General features: G+C 57.1%; 14 protein-coding genes. 5 read left to right on the top strand and 9 right to left on the bottom strand.

Going from position 1 to position 18,558, the window contains the following annotated elements:
* Window positions 1-47: 47 nt before the first annotated feature.
* Complete coding sequence (locus NL126_RS08585; RefSeq protein WP_255198514.1) at window positions 48-1,085, top strand: HNH endonuclease; 1,038 nt, start codon at window positions 48-50, stop codon at window positions 1,083-1,085.
* Between the two features lie 82 nt (window positions 1,086-1,167).
* On the opposite strand, the gene NL126_RS08580 is transcribed toward NL126_RS08585, so the two are convergent.
* Genes NL126_RS08580 through dptF form a run of 3 tightly spaced genes read right to left on the bottom strand, consistent with a single transcriptional unit; the run spans window position 1,168 to window position 9,885 of the window.
* Window positions 1,168-6,726 (bottom strand): FtsK/SpoIIIE domain-containing protein, encoded by a 5,559-nt coding sequence (locus NL126_RS08580; protein ID WP_255198513.1) that lies wholly within the window; start codon window positions 6,724-6,726, stop codon window positions 1,168-1,170.
* Entirely contained in the window at window positions 6,710-8,137 is a 1,428-nt protein-coding gene (dptG, locus tag NL126_RS08575) for a DNA phosphorothioation-dependent restriction protein DptG (RefSeq protein WP_255198512.1), read from the bottom strand. The genes NL126_RS08580 and dptG overlap by 17 nt, the downstream gene beginning before the upstream one ends.
* A 2-nt stretch (window positions 8,138-8,139) precedes the next feature.
* The gene (dptF, locus tag NL126_RS08570; protein ID WP_255198511.1) at window positions 8,140-9,885 is read right to left on the bottom strand and encodes a DNA phosphorothioation-dependent restriction protein DptF; all 1,746 of its coding nucleotides are present in this window, start codon (window positions 9,883-9,885) and stop codon (window positions 8,140-8,142) included.
* Between the two features lie 645 nt (window positions 9,886-10,530).
* Here dptF and NL126_RS08565 point away from each other — a divergent pair.
* Together NL126_RS08565 and NL126_RS08560 are read left to right on the top strand one after the other, a co-directional pair.
* Window positions 10,531-12,078, top strand: a complete 1,548-nt coding sequence (locus tag NL126_RS08565; RefSeq protein ID WP_255198510.1) for a HEPN domain-containing protein — start codon at window positions 10,531-10,533, stop codon at window positions 12,076-12,078.
* Window positions 12,079-12,311: 233 nt separating this feature from the next.
* The gene (locus tag NL126_RS08560) at window positions 12,312-12,920 is read left to right on the top strand and encodes a hypothetical protein (RefSeq protein WP_255198509.1); all 609 of its coding nucleotides are present in this window, start codon (window positions 12,312-12,314) and stop codon (window positions 12,918-12,920) included.
* An 11-nt stretch (window positions 12,921-12,931) separates the two neighbouring features.
* On the opposite strand, the gene NL126_RS08555 is transcribed toward NL126_RS08560, so the two are convergent.
* The 6 genes from NL126_RS08555 to NL126_RS08530 form a co-directional block, all read right to left on the bottom strand.
* Complete coding sequence (locus NL126_RS08555) at window positions 12,932-13,384, bottom strand: toxin-antitoxin system TumE family protein (protein WP_255198508.1); 453 nt, start codon at window positions 13,382-13,384, stop codon at window positions 12,932-12,934.
* The gene (locus NL126_RS08550) at window positions 13,381-13,893 is read right to left on the bottom strand and encodes a winged helix-turn-helix domain-containing protein (protein ID WP_255198507.1); all 513 of its coding nucleotides are present in this window, start codon (window positions 13,891-13,893) and stop codon (window positions 13,381-13,383) included. Before NL126_RS08550 ends, NL126_RS08555 begins: the two co-directional genes overlap by 4 nt.
* A 465-nt stretch (window positions 13,894-14,358) precedes the next feature.
* On the bottom strand, window positions 14,359-15,405 hold the full coding sequence (locus tag NL126_RS08545) for a transcription initiation factor IIB (protein WP_255198506.1): 1,047 nt from the start codon (window positions 15,403-15,405) through the stop codon (window positions 14,359-14,361).
* A 737-nt stretch (window positions 15,406-16,142) separates the two neighbouring features.
* Window positions 16,143-16,496, bottom strand: coding sequence for a DUF8105 family protein (locus NL126_RS08540; RefSeq protein ID WP_255198505.1), 354 nt, complete (start codon window positions 16,494-16,496; stop codon window positions 16,143-16,145).
* A 146-nt stretch (window positions 16,497-16,642) separates the two neighbouring features.
* Window positions 16,643-16,984, bottom strand: a complete 342-nt coding sequence (locus NL126_RS08535; protein ID WP_255198504.1) for a type II toxin-antitoxin system PemK/MazF family toxin — start codon at window positions 16,982-16,984, stop codon at window positions 16,643-16,645.
* Window positions 16,981-17,340, bottom strand: coding sequence for a MarR family transcriptional regulator (locus tag NL126_RS08530; protein ID WP_255198503.1), 360 nt, complete (start codon window positions 17,338-17,340; stop codon window positions 16,981-16,983). Before NL126_RS08530 ends, NL126_RS08535 begins: the two co-directional genes overlap by 4 nt.
* Before the next feature lie 365 nt (window positions 17,341-17,705).
* Here NL126_RS08530 and NL126_RS08525 point away from each other — a divergent pair, with 365 nt between their 5' ends.
* Both NL126_RS08525 and NL126_RS08520 read left to right on the top strand, forming a co-directional pair.
* Window positions 17,706-17,930 carry an antitoxin VapB family protein gene (locus tag NL126_RS08525; protein ID WP_255198502.1) on the top strand — a complete coding sequence of 75 codons (225 nt, stop codon included), beginning with the start codon at window positions 17,706-17,708 and terminating at the stop codon, window positions 17,928-17,930.
* The gene (locus NL126_RS08520) at window positions 17,927-18,322 is read left to right on the top strand and encodes a type II toxin-antitoxin system VapC family toxin (RefSeq protein ID WP_255198501.1); all 396 of its coding nucleotides are present in this window, start codon (window positions 17,927-17,929) and stop codon (window positions 18,320-18,322) included. The genes NL126_RS08525 and NL126_RS08520 overlap by 4 nt, the downstream gene beginning before the upstream one ends.
* The last annotated feature ends 236 nt before the right edge of the window (window positions 18,323-18,558 follow it).

The following is an 18,558-nucleotide window of genomic DNA, read 5'->3' as shown; positions in this document are numbered from 1 at the left end:
TAGTCACGAGTCGGCGGACTGGCGTATGAATGTTCGGGAGACGACACATGGAACTATCACGACACTACGTGATGTGTGGTGGCATGGGTGATGCTCGGATACGCAGCATGGTGCCGTTGTTTGGTGGAGGTGACAGCTACGTCAAGACACTCGATCGGACGCTTCAGTATATCGCATCGGCGGAGCCGACACACGGAGAGCTGATCGAGTGGCATCGAGAGCAGTTCGCCAACGTCGAGAGTCAGGGATCAATCGAGCGGCGGCTCCGATATCTCGAAAGCCTTGGATTCGTACAGCAGGGGGTAGATGGCTGGCGGCTCGATACTGCGGGCCAGCGGTATTTCCCTGAGCAAGATAGCAAGGTGTTGTTCGATATCATGGCCGAGCGGAACGTCGGTCTGCAGAGTCTGCTCTTTGAACTTGCGGCTCGCCCCATGACGATCGAGGAAATCAACGCGTTTCTACTGTCGACAAACGAGGTCCTCGGGTGGACCCCGACGAAGACGGATATGGCTAAACAGCGCGTCAACTGGCTCCGGAGTCTCGATCTAGTCGCTCGTCAAACTAACCAATACCAGGTCACTACGCTGGGTCAGCAGTTCGTCGACGAGATTCAATCGATTCGGGGGATCTGGGCCGAAGAAGCAGTGGAGTCGGAGAGTAATCGGGAAACGGAGTATAGTGCCACGGAATACCAGAGTGTAACGAGTTCGCGCGCACTCGATCCAGAGTTCCGGGCCGTCGTTCTCCATCGATACGATACCACGTGTCCAGTATCGACAGTCGACCATTCTCGATTGCTCGACATCGCACACGTACTCCCCTGGAGCGACTACCCGGACTATCGAGCCGATTTCGGCAACGTGCTCCCGTTGAGTAAGACGCACCACGCAGCATTTGACGCCGAGCTATTCACCCTCGATACGGACTATCGCCTTCAGGTGCATCCCAACTTCGAGACGGAGAGCGACCTGCTACAACGGACGTTGCTCCATCGAGATGGTGAGACACTGTCGGCATTCGCCAATGGCCACCTGGATCCGACGTATCTCGAGATGCGAAACGACTCACTCGGCTGGTGGTAGGCTCAGTTCTCGTTGAAGCACGAATGACCGATATGGATTCCTGCCATCTTAGCTACGATGTATTCCCGTAATCGGTGTATTTCTAGTCTTGAGCCAGCATTCGAATGATCGACATAGTGTGCTGTGGCGGTAGGTAATACCCGAGGAGGTGATGTTCGTCTCCGGACTGGGTGAGCGCGATCATATCACCTGCTCCCTGAAGATCCTCTGCACCTGGCTGATCCAAGATCACGCGTGAGTCGGTGTTGGAGGGCAGCCGGAAGCTGATCCGACAGGGGAAGTTCGTCTTGATGTTCCCAGACACGATATCTGCGGACGGTCGCTGTGTCGCCAAGAGAACGATAATACCCATTGCACGGCCGATCTGAGCGATACGAGCGACTGCATCCTCGAATTCGTCTTGCCGCTCCTCAAGCGACATCACGAGGTCCGCATATTCATCGATGATGATCACTTCATATGGGAGTGGGTCCGCGTCCAGATCATCCGCATACTCGTTGAGCTCTTGGATCGAGGCTGCGCCTGCCTCCCGAAGGTGGTCTTTTCGTTCAGGAATGATCTCAGTTACGACCTTCCAGAGGTACTCTGTACAGGTATCGGGCGTATCGAGATAGGTCCCCTGTTTTACGTGCGGCAGATTTTCGAAGCGACCGAAGTCCACGCCTTTCGGATCTAAGATATTCAGATGGAGGCCGTTAGGGTCGTTGGTCAGAGCGAGGCTCGTGATGATTGTCGCGAGAAAGTTTGATTTCCCGGATCCTGTTGCCCCACCGATGAGGACGTGGCGTTCCTGTGGCAACGACAACGAATAGTGTTCGTTGTCCGTATTCACGCCAAGCGGGATCGTGGCCGGTTCTGTGAGCTCATCACGGAGAACGTCTAACCCTTCGCTGAGGAGCACGCTCTGCGGGTCATCGTGAGGGATCTCCAGCCGGACCGCCCCTTTTGCTGGATTCAGATGCCCCGTAATCGCTCCTTGGGCTTGAATGTGGACGCTGAGCGAGTCAAGGGAATTGAGAATGCCTTCCACTTTTTGTCCCTCTTTAGGAAGGACATCGACGCCGATCTTTCGTGGCCCGATAGAAACATCATTCGGGTTTGGTGGGTGAATCCGCACACCAAGTGACTCGAATTCACGCTTTAGATCGGACACGAGTCGCCCCCTGTCGATCTCCGGTTCAGCGCTATCGCCAGTGTCTAGCTCTTCGAGAACGTCTGGTAGCGTTCCCTCAAGCCAAGACGCCTCCTGGTTGTTGCTCTGATCGTTGGAAATCGGCGACTGGGCTTTCGGCTCCGGAGGGGTCTCTGTCTCGGCATCTTCACGTTCCTCATCTTCACCCGACACGCCGGATTGCGGCTCTGTCCCACTGTCGCGAGTATCAATTTTCGATTTGGGAGGTTCTTCTGGAGAGTGTTCTTCATGCTGGTTAGTAGAGGACGCGTCGCCAGAGTCCTCCGTTCGTTCAGGTTCTCGCGACTCCGGTTCCTGTACCGGGCTAAGTGTTCCGCGGGCAGTTTCTTCCTCTGGTTGGCTTGTTCCCTCAGCTGTCTCTCCGTCACGCTCGGGTTCTTCGGAGTTCTGGCCAGCGCTGGCCTCGGGCTGATTGCTTTCAACGGTGTCTGCTCGAAGCTCATTTCGTGGTTGTACACTTTTCGAGGGCCCGCTGTCGAATTCGATTGCTTGAAGGTTTAAATCGGTGAGAACTTGGGTAACGTCCTCGCCTTTGAGTAGTTGGAGGACGTTCATCGGAACTTCCAGGGTCCGTACCGAATTGCTCCCATCGTAATTGGACTGGAAAATGTTCTCCTTGACTCGAATCACCTCTCCGACGTGACCGTCTTGGTCTGTGAGGAATTCGATCTGGAAGTCGCCTTCTAGGAACGAGCGTTCTCGGGCGAGCAGCGACTCGAGTTCCTCATCGGAGAACACACCGTAGTGGTTGAGCCGTCGGGCGACGTCGAGAACGACCTTCCCGAATTCGCCATAGAATAGCCGCTGGTCCGCATACTTGATGTCTGGGTGGAAGAGAGCTTGCAGATTATCGAGAGCGCCTTCGACTTGCTCTCGGCCTTTTTTTAGCTGTGCCGATCCGCCCTTAGTTTCGACGACCCACAGCTGGAGCGATAGCTCGTCAGCCTTCGGGTCAACCCCCACGAAACACAGGTCGTCACTCGCACGCCCCCAGTCCTCGTAGGGGAGTAGTGCGTCGCCGACTTCACGGAAAGCCCGATCATGTCGCGTTAGCTCGTTCAGACTAACCGGGATCCAGATGTGGTCGCCGAGCGAGCGCTCAAGTAATCGCTGACTCAGCGACAGTCCACCGATCAATCCTATTAGCTCGGTGATTTTGGTGTCATCACCGCGCTGGAGATCAAGCGCGAGCTCTCCGTCAATGGCCACGAGATGGGAGAGAATAGTGTCCGGGTCCAGCACCGCATCAAGCGAGGCATCGCGTAAGGTTCGCTCCAGTGCGCGAAGATAGGGCTTGCGTTTGTTCGTCGAAGTGATGACGTCGAAGTTCGGGGACGACGACTCGTACTGGTCGCTGTAGTGGATCATGATCGTGTCGTTTGCCTCCGAGTCGCTCTGTTGGCGTCGTCCCCGCGTGTAGAACTCGATGCCGACGTTCGGTTGGACGTGGACCGCCCAGAGCGCTTGATCCCAGAGTGCTCGGACGTCGCCTTTCCCAGTCGAATCAATGTTTTTCTTGAGAGCTCGCCCAGGTTGGAATCCGTTGGTGAACTTCCCAGCTTCGAGAGCATTCAAGCAGCGTGCGGTGTCAGCCAGCAGACCAGGATCCGACTCGTCGCAACTGAACCCAACGGTATAGACGGTTCCACGCCCGGATTTCGAAACATCAATCGATGCGTGAGGGGTCAGGCCATCGAACAGGAACCCAGACGGGAGGTTCGACGCGTCCATCGTTCCATAGTCCTCGGTTAGCATCCCACGGAAGAACGTGACATGAGCGCCTTGCTCTGCCGAGTGGTCATACTCCCCCTCCCGGACGTACATGAGGTTCGTACGAAGGAGATCGACGATGGAATCGTCCTTTTTTTCGAGGCGGGTTCGGAGCGAGGAGTCGGCATCCTCCGCGAAGAACTTCTCGAGCTCTTCACCTTCGGTGCTACCACCATAGATCCGGAGTAAGATCATCGGCGGCTCGATCCCCAGCTTCTCAGTGCGTTTGTAGAACTCGAAGAGGCCCTCGAGGACTGGACCCAAGTCACCCATGTTCACAAGGTTAACCACGAGGTTGCGACCAGGGTGTAACTCGAACAGCGTCGGGAACGCTTTGACGAACGCTTCGAGCTTGTCCCGGATGACTCGACTCATAAAGTTCGGGGTTTGGGATCCCGGCGATTCAACGGGCGAATACACAAGCCAGAAGTGGTTGTCATCGAGGGCCATCCCTTGGAGAAGATTCTCTCCTCCCTCGGCGATTCGATAGGGGAGTAACCCGTTCGCGTTGAATCGGTCGAAGAAGCGGTCGCTGCGGAATCCGCCTGCTGTCTCATTCGGTACAAGCTCCATATCGCGCCAGTCGGCGATGCGAAGTGCATACGCCAAGATGAGTGGGTGATATGGGGTGAGCCAGACTTTCTGGGTGGTCGCGGACTGAATCGTACAGATGTCCCGCAGCGTGCTGTACGGAGTGAATGCTGGTTGATCGCCGATCGTATCTACTTCCGCGAGATAGATCTCAACGACCTCTTTGGCTACCGACTTCGTTCGTTCGTCCCACGGATCAGTGGACGGAGTTCGGTTCCGATCACGGAAATGTTCGAATAGTCTTCCATAGGCTTCCTCGAGCTCCGCTGGGAGCTCGGCCTCAGGATCGATTTCTTGTCCAATATCGAGTTCGTCACCGCGGACCTGTCGAGGCCGAATTGACTCTTCGCTGGCGAGTTGATTTTCGACTTGAATGACTTCGAGGGTATCATCCTCTAGCCGAATCCCCTCTGTGTTCGACGCGTGAATGACGCCTTTGCGGTAGTCCACTGTCAGGGAATCGGACAATCGGAGGTCCTCTTTGGCCCACTGATCAGGGAATGCGATTGCTGAGAGGAATAGCGGGAATTGTACAGTCTGGGTTTCGGCAACTGCGACTTCCGTCTCGAACTGAATCTCGATTGGGACTCCGGATGCTGGCGAGACGAGACAGGCAACCGTTTCAACGATATCGGGAGCATCTGGGACGAGTTCCAGCGGTCTTTCGAATGTGACTGTTTTCGGGTCCTCAGTGTCGATGACTTCCCGATCCGGCTCCTCCTCTATAGTGAACCCGAGTTGTTCGGGGACTCGAAGGGTGACAATGTCATCACCATGCGACACGAAGGCCTCCTCTTCGACGTTGATATCGAGCGCCACGTCTTCGGTGGCCTGGAAGAACCAGGAGGGAACGACACCAACTCGGAAGACATGCGTCGGCTTCCCTTGTGTCGTCTTTTTACCGACATAGAGATTAAACTGCGCGAACCGGGGTTCCTCCTCTGGGAGGTCCTTAAGCGCCGCAGTAATCGTATCTTCGTATTTATAAGTTCGACCGATCTCATCTCCGTTCGGCCCGATCAACTCCTTTGGCACGTCTGCCATATCAGCGGTAAATTCCGCTGTAAGCTGGATCTCACCGTCCTTTGGGAGAGCGATGACACTTCGCTCGATTCGGTTCGTCTCTGGCGGGCTGTACACGCGATAGTCTTCGGCCTCTACGGACAGATCGCGAAACTGCCTGCTGGGATTCTGCTGAATGCTCCTGCGGGCTTTGGAGTGTGAGATTGACTTCCACGAGCCGATGTTCTTGACATCCTTTACGAACGATTCCTTGTATGTGGATGACAGCGTAGATTCGATATCTGCCCCAGCGCGGTGCGCTTTTCGAAGCCGCTCGGCATGTTCCTGATTGTCTTTTAGGGTGTCTTCGAGTTCCTTTGCCAATTCGTCCTCATCACTGGAGTTCTGGATCGCATCCTGTAAGAGCAAGTCCTCGGGAAGGAAATTCGGGAGTTCACCGATTAACTCGCTAACTCGCTCCCACTCCTCCGCTTCGATCTCAGTCCGGAGTTCACTGACGGTCTCGAGGACTTCGACATCGTCAGCGACAAAATCCTCGTCTTCCATCACGTTCTGCAAGCTTCGGAGGACCGCTCGACCTAATGGGGAGTCGATTCCTTCTGGCGATAGGATCGATGCTTGGAAGCTATCGAGGTTCAGCGGACCTTCCTCGCCGAACAGGTCCTCTGAGGCTTCGAGTGTGTCAATCGCGGCATCCGCCTCAAGCACCATCAGCATCGCTTTGGGATTGTCGCCATACACCGAGTCGGCGATCTGGTTCCGCATCTCGGTCGCAAACCCTTGGTACACCTCGTACGGCTCGAGGTTCTCACGCTCGTTCGAAACGACCCGGACGACGAACGTGTCCACGCCCGTCTTGGTGTACGTCGGTAGCTCAACGGCGTCCCCATCGACTGACAGCGAACCTGTTTCGACCGCGTCAGTTTCAATGAAGGCTTCGATGAAGTCCTGCGTGAGCTTTGCGTTGTAGAAGCGTGCAAGTGAGATTTGCCCGCCTTGTGGCGGATGGTTCTCGAAATACTCGAGCAGGTAGTCGGCGAGCCGCAGTTCAAATGGAGCGGACATACACGGCACCCCCACTGTCGCTCTGTCGGTCGATCATTCCCATCTTTCCCAGTTCCTCGAGTGCTTCATTCTCACTCCGCGAATCCAGGGCAATACCGCGCCGACGGAGGTATCGCCAGAACTCCTCTATATGCGAGTCCTCCTCTGGGTCATGGAATAACCGTGCGAAGAATCTGAGTGAACTCCGATTCAACCGGAATGTTTTCCCGATTCGTTGCTGCGAGCGGAAGAATCGACGGTCCTGCCCACTGCCTAACTGTCTTACAACGTTTATTCCCATGCTGATTGGTGTTTGATTTGATTCACTCTTGCTTTCGTAGTGTTTTCTGACCGCCTGGACCAAGAGCTGGGCTGCGGCGGCGAGATCTCGGCGATCACGCGGATGCAAGTCGGTGTCGAGGTATGAGTACATCTTTTCGACAGCGTGGGCCTTGGCCGCTGGCTCGTAGGCGTCCATCGCTTCTGATAGTGTCCATGCCCCCTGGATGTCGAAGCTCGATTCAGTGGCTGTCTCCGTGAGGATATGCATCACGGCTAACCGACCCCACGAATCGTAGACATCACCCTCGACGCCACGTGGCCCACGTTCCCACCATTCGTTGGCGAAGCCCCGGTCCTGTGTTGCTCGTTCGTCCCAGAGCCCGAAGTGAATCGGTCGCATCGTCGGATCGAAATTCTCAGCTTCGCCCTCTTGGACAGCCTCGAATTCCAGTCGGAGATTCACCGAGAGCTGGACGAAGTACATCATAAAGTGGAAACAGATCAGATCGCGTGTGGACTGCAGCCACTGCGATGGTGATTCGTACGTATCATCGAGCCAGTGGCGGAGATCCTCCTGAAAGCGGAGCGCGCACGCCTCGATGTATGGTCGAATTGGCTGTGTTTCGATTTCTCCGATTTCTTCTGTTTCGATGTTCTCAGCAGCGTTGACGATGACCTCCTCGAAGAGATTAGAGGGGTTGAGGCTGTCCAGTCTGTCGACGAACTGCTCGTGAAGGTCATTATTGAACTGGGGTGGGCGGCCACTTGTCATCAACATCCGGTACCAGCGGCCCCAGTTCCGGCTTTCCTGCGGTTTGAAATGCTTTGCAATCGCGGGGTGGAACGGGATCAGGTAGCGGTTTGCTTCCTTGCCACGCGCACCCCGTTGGCCGCTGGTGGTGTAAGTGTCGAGGAAAATATCCCAGAGCTGCGTTGCGAGATCCTCGTTATCGACCGATGGATGGGATTGTAACTCCTCGTACAGCCGCGTAATATCAGACTCCGATGGCGAAGTTGCCAAGACCTCCGCTAAGATATCCGAAAACGTCGCTTCGCGAACAACGGCCGCGGGTGAGGATGGGAAAAATCCTTCCCTCGTGACACGTTGGACGGTGTCCGCCAAGTCCGGAATCCGGGTATGCTGAGCCATTATTATCCACCTCTGTCAGCGATTTCGATGCTTCCCAGCTCGCCACGCTCTAAGTGAACGAGTTCATCTCCGCTTTTGTCGATAACGCTCACAATCTGGTCTTTCTGTGTGAATTCAGACAGTCGCGAGTGAATCAGGCGAATGCCTTCGGATTGCTCGAGGTCGCGTGAGTTCGGGCTGTAGCCTCGGATGATTCGTTTCATCAGGAGGTATAATCCGAATCGGATCGGGACTGGGATTTGGTTCTGATTGGCCTGCATCTGTTGTGGTTCGAGCACCAGCCAGAGTTGGCCGGGTAAACTTTCGCTCCGCGTTCGCTCCGATGACTGCTTCGGGTCAATTGTCGGATCGTTCCATTCGGAGAGAAAGCGGTAGTCCGTTGAGCGAACACCGTCAACAAACTCGATCTGGTTCGATTGACGAGTGGAGCCCGTCCAACCACGGAGTGCTTTCTTGACAGTTCCAAAGAGGTTCTGCGTGTGAGTTCGAAGTTGTTGATCAGCCTCGGTTAGATCCTCGTGTTGGAGGAACGCGAGGGCACCTGCAAATTCCCGGAACCACGACCACTGAGACAGTGGTTCCTCTCCCTGGCCATCCTTCAGATATCGCATGCGAAGCGCAGTGCGGATCTGGTCGCTCGAGCCGTCCCATTTTATCGTGTGGGTATCGCCGACCTGAAGTTCCAAATTACTCGAATCAGCTGTCCAGTTTAACACGAGCTGGTCGGTTTCGAGCCCCGCAAGTGCTGCTGGGTCGAGATAGCTGTTTTCCGCGTCGCCATCGCCCCCTATCTGTGTGAATAGAGCGTTCCAAATCAGCCCTTGACTGTCGATCTTCGCGTTGTAATTCACTGCACGGCCAATCGGACAGATCGCGTCGGGGTGATCGTATTCCTGTAAGGACTGCGGAAGTAGGATCGAAGATACTTGGTGAAGGATTTCGCGCGGATTTAGGTAGCTATTGTGGAGAATACTGCTTGCTGCTATTAATTCGACGACCCGCGACCGCGTCTCTTCATCCGCGAACTGCTCAATGTTGTATCGAAGCGGGCATTTCTCACTGGATGGGCAGTCGCTCAGCTCGTGCTGGTATGCGTCATAGAAGGGGCTCTCTGGATCCGTAGCGTCGAACCGTTCGACGATTTCCTGGAGTAGCCCTGACCCCAGTCTGTCGGGAGCTGTCTCGTAGGTTTGCCTATGGCTGAGATTGATCGCGAGAATATCATCGGTCTCTACTCTTGGGCGAGCACGCACCTTGTCTATCGCATCCCAGATATCGGGGTAGTCCGTGTCCTTCCCTTGTCGGTCGAAAAAGTCAATCGCAAGCCCAAGGTTGATCGCTAGCCCTTTTCGTGGGCCACCCTGTCGCTGGTCACCGATCACAGAATCGAGGAATGAGGATAGTTCCTCGACGTATGTTTCGTGTTTCTTGGTCGACGCAGTGGCGTCCATATGCATACAGTCCGGCGTCAAGGCATTGATGCCGGCATCTGATGCCTCCTCGTAGGCACGAGATAGTAGTGCGCTCTTCCCGTCGCCTGCGCTCCCAGTCAGGATGAGGAGTTTCCCGTCGGCGTGGTAGTTTTCGACGAAGAATTTCTCAACGAGTTCGTCCTCTTGGGTTCGGACATACAGCTCCTTGCGGAGTTGGTTACGATCCAGGTGAGAGCCAACGATACTTCCTGATTCGCCCAATTGGCATGATTTGAGCAGTTCGTAGAGGGAATCTGACTTTTGAGTTTCAGTCATCACTTCGCATTGTCTCCATTTGATCGGGTTAACTGGGATAGATGATCAAATGATAAGAAAGTATGCTGCTCATCAACACGAAGACATCCACCCCTGTCTACTTCAGCCGGACCGTCTCATCCAATCGGTATTCGTACGTCTCATCGCCGAACTCTCGGTCCTTCTCGCGTCGTTCTACGTATCCGGGGCGATAGATGTCCGATAACACGCTTGACGCACTCGACACACTCCAGTTGAGTTCGGCGGCGATCTCGTGACAGTCCATCCAGTCGGTGGTGGAGAGAACGCTGACGACCCGACCCCGATGCGAATCGCGTTTGACAGGTGGTGTCATTCCGTCTGTTCGTTTGCGAAGAAACCACTAAATTCTTTCAAGTTAGCTGATAATTTGTCGATGTTTATTGCAGTGGAAACGGTAGTATAGAAATCGACGAACTCGTCTCAATTCAACAGCAACTTACTCGAGCGGTAATCCCGAATCGGAGGCACAAAATGTTAATTCAGTAACTTTTCAAGAGGTTGGGTTAACTCCACTCTTTGTTGGACGCTGCCAGAACGAGGCCAGGAGGCCATAGCCACTCGAATGGCTAGTTGAAGCCTGCACGACCGGTGCATATACCCGGGCACTCCACATTAGGACAGATAATGACCGACCTCGGAGCAGAGGTCCGCGACGCGATGCGAGAAGCGACCAGATCGTACATCGAACAACTCTCAGAGCAAGTTGCCGAGATTCCGTCCGGGACATACCTCGCCGCTGAGAGTGGGTTTTTCACGGTGCTGACAGAGGAGGGATATCCCCGGCCTTCGCTGCTCCTGGAGGACGACATAGCGGTTGAACCGACGCCATTCGAAGATGTAGCCGGGCAGATTGCCGACGCACTCGAGGTTGATATCGAACCCACGATGACCATCGATGAGGAGGGCAATGGCCGGCACACCCACCATGATCTCCACCCCCGCTTGGTCGAGGCCTGTATTGACTTCGCTGGCCTTGTGATGGACTATGCAGGCGACGTAACGTTCTCCGAGGAGGCATTTGCCACCGCGTACGAGGAGAATTTCGAGCCTCGGCTCTCAGATCGCCCCAGATATACGATTCTGGTTCCGATGTGGGGAATCAGCTTCGTAGACAACGAGCAGGTCACGCTCGACGCCGATACGCAGTTTGACATCGAATTTGAGGGACCATACACTGTCACAGGGATCGAAATCGGCAAGCCAAACACTCTGGAGCAAAACGGGATGGCCACATTCGCCAAGGATGCAGGGCCGGAACCGAGGCCCAGTCTCGGCCAAAAGTACACACCAGATTACCTCCTTCGTATTGAGCTGTCGCGACGAGGGACTTATCGAGAGTTCCGAGCTAATATTGACCATCCACTCGGCGATGAACGCACCCTCGCTAGTGTTCATCTCCGACCGAATGACCGCGTCTCACACAATGTCGTTCAGAGCTTCGTCGACGACGTCATCGACACGCTCGAATGCTGCCTTCGCCTACTGTACCCATTCTCGAACCCTGAGTTCGAAGGCGGTTACGTCACGGCTCCAGGACCGCTCAGGTATCGGGATCTTGCCGTTGATGTTGTAAACCAGGTTCGCGTCGACCGTCGAGATAGAGATGGAGATGTCGCGACACTCGACGCGTCGCGAATTGCATCTCTCGAGACATTCTGGGCAGAGTATGCAAACCGAATCGCTTCCAACTCCGGCGAGTTCCACCGGCCGCTCGAACGGTATAACGACATGTATGAGCGAGACTCAGTCGAGGACGCGGTATTGGATTGTATAATTGCGATTGAGAATCTTCTGCTGAACGACGTGAGGGGCTCCTCATACAGCTTCCGCATCGGACTGCGGTCGGGTATTCTGCTTGAAGGCGTCGAGTACAAACGGCGCTCGTGGTCAAAAGACGAGGTCTATCGCTTCATGCAGCAGCTGTATGGTATCCGAGGAGACATCGTCCATGAAAACCAGACTGTCGCAGAGATCATCGAGGCAGCAAACCATGACCCTCTAGCGAGTCAACACCCAGCCACGATTCAGGAATACTCACGGCAACTGCTGTCACGATTACTCACACAATATCTGAAATATGCCGTTCAGGAGGGCATTTCTCCGCAAGACCTCAACACCGAGATCGACCGAATCGCTCGCAGCGGCTCACTTGCCGATTGGGACCTCTCGTAGTATTCAGACTACCAGCGTGGTACCTCTATCACACAGCGGCATCCCACCCGCAGACCAGTAAGACACACAACAAGAACCCAGCACCCCATCGTCATTCCACCGCGCAGCTGTCGATCCACCAATCGAGTCGGCCATCGCTGTCTTGCCTGTCAACTCACCATTACCGTAAAACCGGGAATTGTTGAGCGATGAGTATATCGAGTAACGGAACGTGAGTGCAGTCAGATTCTGGCATGCAATGGCTGGGTGCACTATTTCGCCCGTTCGAACGGTATGCGGCTGCTCTCTCAGCTAGAACCCACGGTGTCGTCGCCGTTGTCTCGTTTTGTACCTTTGTCGGCGTGATTGCGCTGGGATTCGTCCCGGTGACTCGCCGGATCGAGACGTCCGGCTACTCCACTGCAGAGTTGCAGGGGGCGACGAGCCGGGCGGAAGTGGACACGATACTGCAGGCCTTCGAACCAGTCATAGGCTCTGTCATGCTTCTCTCGGTCCTCGATTACATCTTCATCGTCGCAGGGTTCTTCTTGTTTTTCTCACTCCATTCGCTTTCTCTGAAGACGCTGGCAGCCCACGACAGGCTCGTCCTGATACCGAAGATTGGGATGGGCTTGACGGTCGTCTCTCGCCTGCTTGATTCGCTGGAGAACCTCTGGGTCATCCTGATCTATACAAATCCCGACGACTACGCGACCATCCTGATCGGTCTCATGAACACAGCAGAATCGTTGAAGTGGATGGTCGTCAGCGTCGAGTATCCGACACTCGGAATCGCCATCGTGCTTGCACTGTTGACACGGTTTACCGCACTGTTCGACGGTCGCTCAGAGAGCCCACAGTAGGCAGGTGTCAGTTACGGCGGGTTGGATGCGCGATTCAGCTGGTCGAGGTCGTCGTCCTCGTACGCTGCTCGCCACATCGCGTGGACTGCACGAGTCACGAGTGTGACCTCGGTCACATCGATACAGGACGACTCGGCCGCCGTCGTGGCGGCGTCGGGCGGGGGATGAAAGTGAATCTCGGGGGAGTGTGTATGCGGATGGCGATCGAACCGCCAGTTCACGTCATCGCTATCGACGTACTGAAACGAATACATTCCCAGCTCGCTCCACTGGATATCGAGCCGAGCGCTCTCGGCGTCGCCGAGCCCATCGCTAAGACTGATCTGTAGTTCCGTTGGCGCGACGACATCATCGTACGAGGTTGTGTCGACGAGTGGTTCGAGTTCGAGCCAGCAGTCACGAATCCGTCGGAGCGCTGGGAGATAGATCGGCCCGAACTCGCCGGCTCGGTCGGCGTTGCTCATACAGCGAGTTGGTGGCTGGCTTCGTCGTACGCGAGGGCAGCCTGAGCGACGGCGAGATTCTGCCGCGTCGTTCGCCACGCGGTGAGGTCGTCCCAGCCCTCCGTCTCATCGGCGTCGAGTTGCTGGGCGAGTTCTTCCGGTGACACCACGTCGTAGCGGTCCTCGTAGCGCCGGATCTCGGCTTTCATCTCCTTGATTCCGTCAAGCAATTCCGTTCGATCCGCATCCTCACGAAGCTCGCGGATCCGGGACATCAGCACCCGGTCGCTGTTGCGCTTGTACAGCGTTGTTTGGCCGGCTTGGTCCGTCTCGGCGAACCCGGTGTTCACGAGCGACTTGCAGTGCCGACGGGCCGTCGGCTCGCTCACAAGGGCCCGCTCGGCAATCTGGGCTGCCGACTGTCCCTCGTGAGTCTGTTCGATGATTTCGTACACCCGCTCGAACGGCGTGGTGTCGGCTTTCCAGTCGGCTTTGACCTGCTCGTTGATGTCATCCCACGTCTCGGTCATAGGGGAGGCTACGCATCAGAGAGACAAATATTTTCCTGGGAAAATTATTCGTTCTTCCATCTGTCCCTCGATCAGGCCACGTGTTTTGGTGAACTACCCTACCAAGGAGCAAGACACGTCATCGGAGAGAGGTGGAGACCGTTGGTCCGTCTCCGAATCAGAACACAGCGGCCAGGAGTCTGAGAGTCCGTAGAAGTCGCTCGTTCCGGCGATGGCGAGGCTTTCGCCTCGAATGTCCCGCATCGAGGTCGTGGCTGCGCGCGCAGCGAGCGCCTCGGCAGCGAGCCCCGCGAGCGCCTCGGCAGCGAGCGGTGAACGGCGCGTGGCTGACCGAAGGGAAGCCACGGTAGCGAGCGGGGAGCGTCGCGACCCGCGAACAGTGAACCGTGAGCAAGCGAGCACGGAGCGGAGGGTGGGGCGGTGGGGCGCGGGGCTTGTGGACACGAAACGAAGGGGTTCGCCCCCTTAGTCGGCCGACACCTGCCCGGCCACGACGCTCGTCGACTGAATCCGGCCCTCGCTCACCTCGTACAGCTCCTGCGCGTAGGTCTTCACCTTCGACTTCGACGACGGAAGCGTCTGTTCCACCGCCTCGACGACCTCAGCTTGCGTCACCGCTTTCCCCTCGGTCCGTCGGTCGGCCACGTACACGGCCGCGCCCGCCACGGTCAACCGCGGCGTGCCTGGCCCAACCGGTTCGGCGTCCGCCACATCCATCAGGCGCTCCGCGATCCGCGCTAACTCCAGCCCGGTCTCGAGATCTACGCCCGCCTCGTCTAGTTCCTTCACGACCGTCTCCACAGCGCGCTCACGAACCACCGGCGCGTCCACGTCCGTCTGCACCCGAATCTTCCGTGCGGCCGCACACACCCGCTCTCGGCTCGTCTTTGCGTACCGGGCTATCTGGGCCGGCGTCCGCTCCACACCGGTTGCACGCCCCGCTAACAGCACTGCACCGGCCGCCAGCGACTCCCAGGCCATCCGACCGCCCGGCAGCCGCTCACGCTTCGCCGCTTCGAGGTACCGCGACGCCTGCGTCGTCACGTACTCCGGCAACTCGAGATTCGCCCCGAGCATCCCGATATCACGGAACCCTTCGTTCATCCGCTTGTCACGGTCCGACGTCATCGTGAACCGCTTGTGCCGCTTCCTGAGCCGCCGCATCTGCTCGTATTTCTCACTCGAGAGCGGCTTCCCCTTCCCGTCCGTCTGCAGGAAGAACGTCGTATGCAGTCCCTTGTCCGTCCGGAGCTGATTCGTCGTCTCGACCGCCCACTCACCACTCCGCTCGGTGTTCGTAGGGGCATGACTCTTCAGCCCCGGCTTCCGCTCCAGGGCATCGATCGACACGACCAACCCGCAGTCCGCACACACCGCTTCGACGTCCTCTGACACCACACGGCCCTCGCACTCCGGGCACGTCGGCGTCCAGTCGACGTTCCGCACGTCGACGCGTTCACTCGTTTTCGATTCGTCCGAACCTTCTTCACCGAAGATGGTACTAACAGACATTGGTTGTTCACGCAACCGAAGGCGCTCACCACAGCGCCCGACGCCCCCTGCTCCTACAGGGGGTTTTCAGCACACGACGACCGACCAGTCACGACTGCGCGCTCTCGCTCGCGCCTTCGCGAGCGCCCCCTGGGCGCGAGCGAGAGCGCGCCGTAAGAAGGGACACAACCAGCACCGCGCGGGAAGCGGCCGCCCGGCGCGAGCGGCCAGCTTTAAGCCGGTTTCGCGGCCGAGCCTGCGAGGCCCGAAAGCGCGCTTAATGCTGGCGTCGAGGGCACATGCACTTCAGCCCGGAACGGTGGCGACCGAAGGGAGCCACCGCACGCCCGGAATGGTCGGTCGCGAGCGAAGCGAGACGCGACCGTAGGGAGCGGCTCGATGCGAACGGTGAGCAGCGCGAACCGTGAGCAAGCGGCGGGCGGTCCGACGCGCGGGGCGGGCCGTAGAGAACCACCGTTCAACCACGCTCGACGCTCAGTGACACAGCCAACATCCTGGCGGACTTAGAACGGGCGAGGCCGTCCCGGGTACCGGGAGATGACGTCCCCCGACCCCGCAAGCACCGCAGGCACGAGGCGCGCAGCGGAGTTCCAGCGAGTGCAACGAGTGGGAGCACGGAAGACGAGCGGAGCGCGAGTGCCTCGGGGCTTGACCCCGAGGCGGTTCACTGACGCGTGCTCTGCACTCTCGGTTCGTTCACGAACGTCGTAGAGAGCCTCGGAATCGGACATCGGAACTCACTCTGGGGTATCCGCGTCAGTATCAACCGCCGATGGCTCCAGTCGTCGCTGCCGGCGAACCTCGGCCAAGGCGTCTGCGAGCGTGGCCAGACGTTCGATCGCTGCGAGTTCGTCGGTGATCTCGTCGAGGAGTACGGCTCGTTCGATAGCGGTCTCGTCTCCCTCGGTCGTCTCGATCGAGGCAACGCAAACCTGGCGCTCCTCGTGCCATCCACAGTTCCAACAATTCCGTGAGGCCTCGATACACTCGTCTTCATCCGCTGCAAGGAGGGCGTCGGTGAGTGATGTCGAAAGCGGGTGGTCCGGCCCGACTTCGAGCGTAACCGAGGATCCGCATGCAGGGCAGTCCATAGTCTTCCAGAAGAGCGCTCGTCTGTTGAAGATAGTGGGGCGATTCGAGTGTTGCGCAAACACGCCGTGAAGGGAGCGGAGTTCTTTTTCCGAGCTGGAGAGGGCTCTGTGTTCTTGGTGTCACAATTGGCAGCAGGTACGTCCGTTCAAGAGGAGATGTAGTCGATCAACTGGCTCGCCACATCATTGGTTCGTTCGTTGACGAGCGAGGTCAGGTGATACTCGACGTCCGCAGCATTGTTGAGAGTCACGATTGACCACGGGAGAACGTAACTTCGTTCCCCGAGTGGATCACCCGCGTAATCGTCGTCCCGGAGTGTGAGTGCTTCTTCGTGATAGGTCTTTGTGGAGATCAGGACCGTGATGAGTTGCACGCCGTGGTTCGGAAATTGAGGAGTCCCCAGCACGAGCATCGGGCGACCTTTCTCCGAGAGCGGGTCGGCCGCCCACACGATGTCACCGCGTTGCAGTTCTTCGAACGCCGTCACTGTACGTCTTCCATCTCGTCGGTTTGGAGGTCCTCAAGACGCTCCTCACCGTACTGGTCGTCTGCCGTCTCATGATGGCGATGGAGTCGGTAGGCAGTTTGGAGCCGTTCCTCGTCGTCTGTGATTGCCCAGTACGGGCGCTTGTGCCGCACGAGACCGCGCTCCTTCAATCGCGACAGGATTGCACTAACGGCGTCCGTGTCCAACCCGAGTCGCTCGGCGATCGTCGCTGCCTTCCACGCACGGTCGTCGTGGTCGTCGAGGAACAACACGATCCGCTCGGTGTCATTCCGTTCCTCGAATTCGTCGGCGTCGGCATTTTCGAACTCCTCGATATCGATGGTGCCGCTCGACATAGACTAGTGTTGGGGCTGTTGGGAGATAGCTGTTTGGTGTGTTGGTTACATTGGGTTGGAGTGTTTCCGTCTCGACAGAGTCAGCCAACTGTTGCAAAATGCCGAAATGAGTTATATATCGGTTCGCTAATATGCAACAATATGCTCACAGCAGGGAGCCGTGAGCACGCGCGGCGGGCCACGGCGGACACAGTAATTCAATTGTTTTTATAGTGAGTAGACGTAGGAGCTGTGCGAGCTCTATTGTGGAAGATCAAGCGTGAATAGTATACATTCGAACACCGGCACGACGTCTATGTATAGGTAGTATAGATCGGTATTTCGAGGCCCCTAGCCCTAAGTACGTGTACGTGTATGTGTACACTATGGGGACGAAAACGATTACCGTGACCGAGGAGGCATACGACCGACTCCGGGCAATGAAGCGGAGCGACGAGAGCTTCACCGACGTGCTCCTCCGTGTCACCGGTGGCGAGACGGATGTGATGAAGGGCTTTGGCTCGTGGAAGGAGTCGGGGCTCCGGGACGCTGTCGACGACGCACGAGACGAGTTCGATGACGAGTTCGAAGCGCGACAGGAGTCGCTGTGAACTGTCTCGACACGAACGCCCTCATCGACTACCTTGAGGGGGAGCCCGCAATCGCGGCGTATCTGGAAATCAGCCAGCAACCGTACTTCGCACCAACCATCGCACTCCACGAAGTATTCGTCGGCGCGGCGAGACTGCAGGGCGCAGACGGTGTTGATAGCGCTCGCGAGGACTTAGACTGGCTGGAACCGCTTCCGCTCACCGTCGATGGGGCAGCCGAAGCCGCCCGAATTGACGCCGAACTCCACAGCGATGGGACGCCAATCGGTGCGTTGGATACGCTCATCGCCGGCGTCGTTCGAGAGGCTGGCGGGACAATTGTCACCGCAGACAGCCATTTCGACCAGGTGGATGACCTGGCCACGGTTAACTACCGAGAGTTCGGCAAGTGACGCCGATGCCGATTGAATAGGTCACTGTGACGACCACAGTGTCTCGATGCGTTGCTCGATCGCCGTGAGGACGGTCGAGTATACCTCGAGTGGATGGAGCGACGGCAATTCGAGGCGATGATTTCGGTGGCAGACGGTGGCTCGTGGAAGTGCAAAACCGGGTGTTGTGCGTGTTCGGGTGCTGGTCCCAGCGACACTCCCAGCGGTCTCCATCCTCGTGGTCTTCGACGTAGTGG

The organism is Halorarius litoreus, assembly GCF_024362405.1.
Classification (GTDB): Archaea; Halobacteriota; Halobacteria; order Halobacteriales; family Haloarculaceae; genus Halorarius; species Halorarius litoreus.
This window is presented reverse-complemented; position numbering and strand designations above follow the sequence as displayed.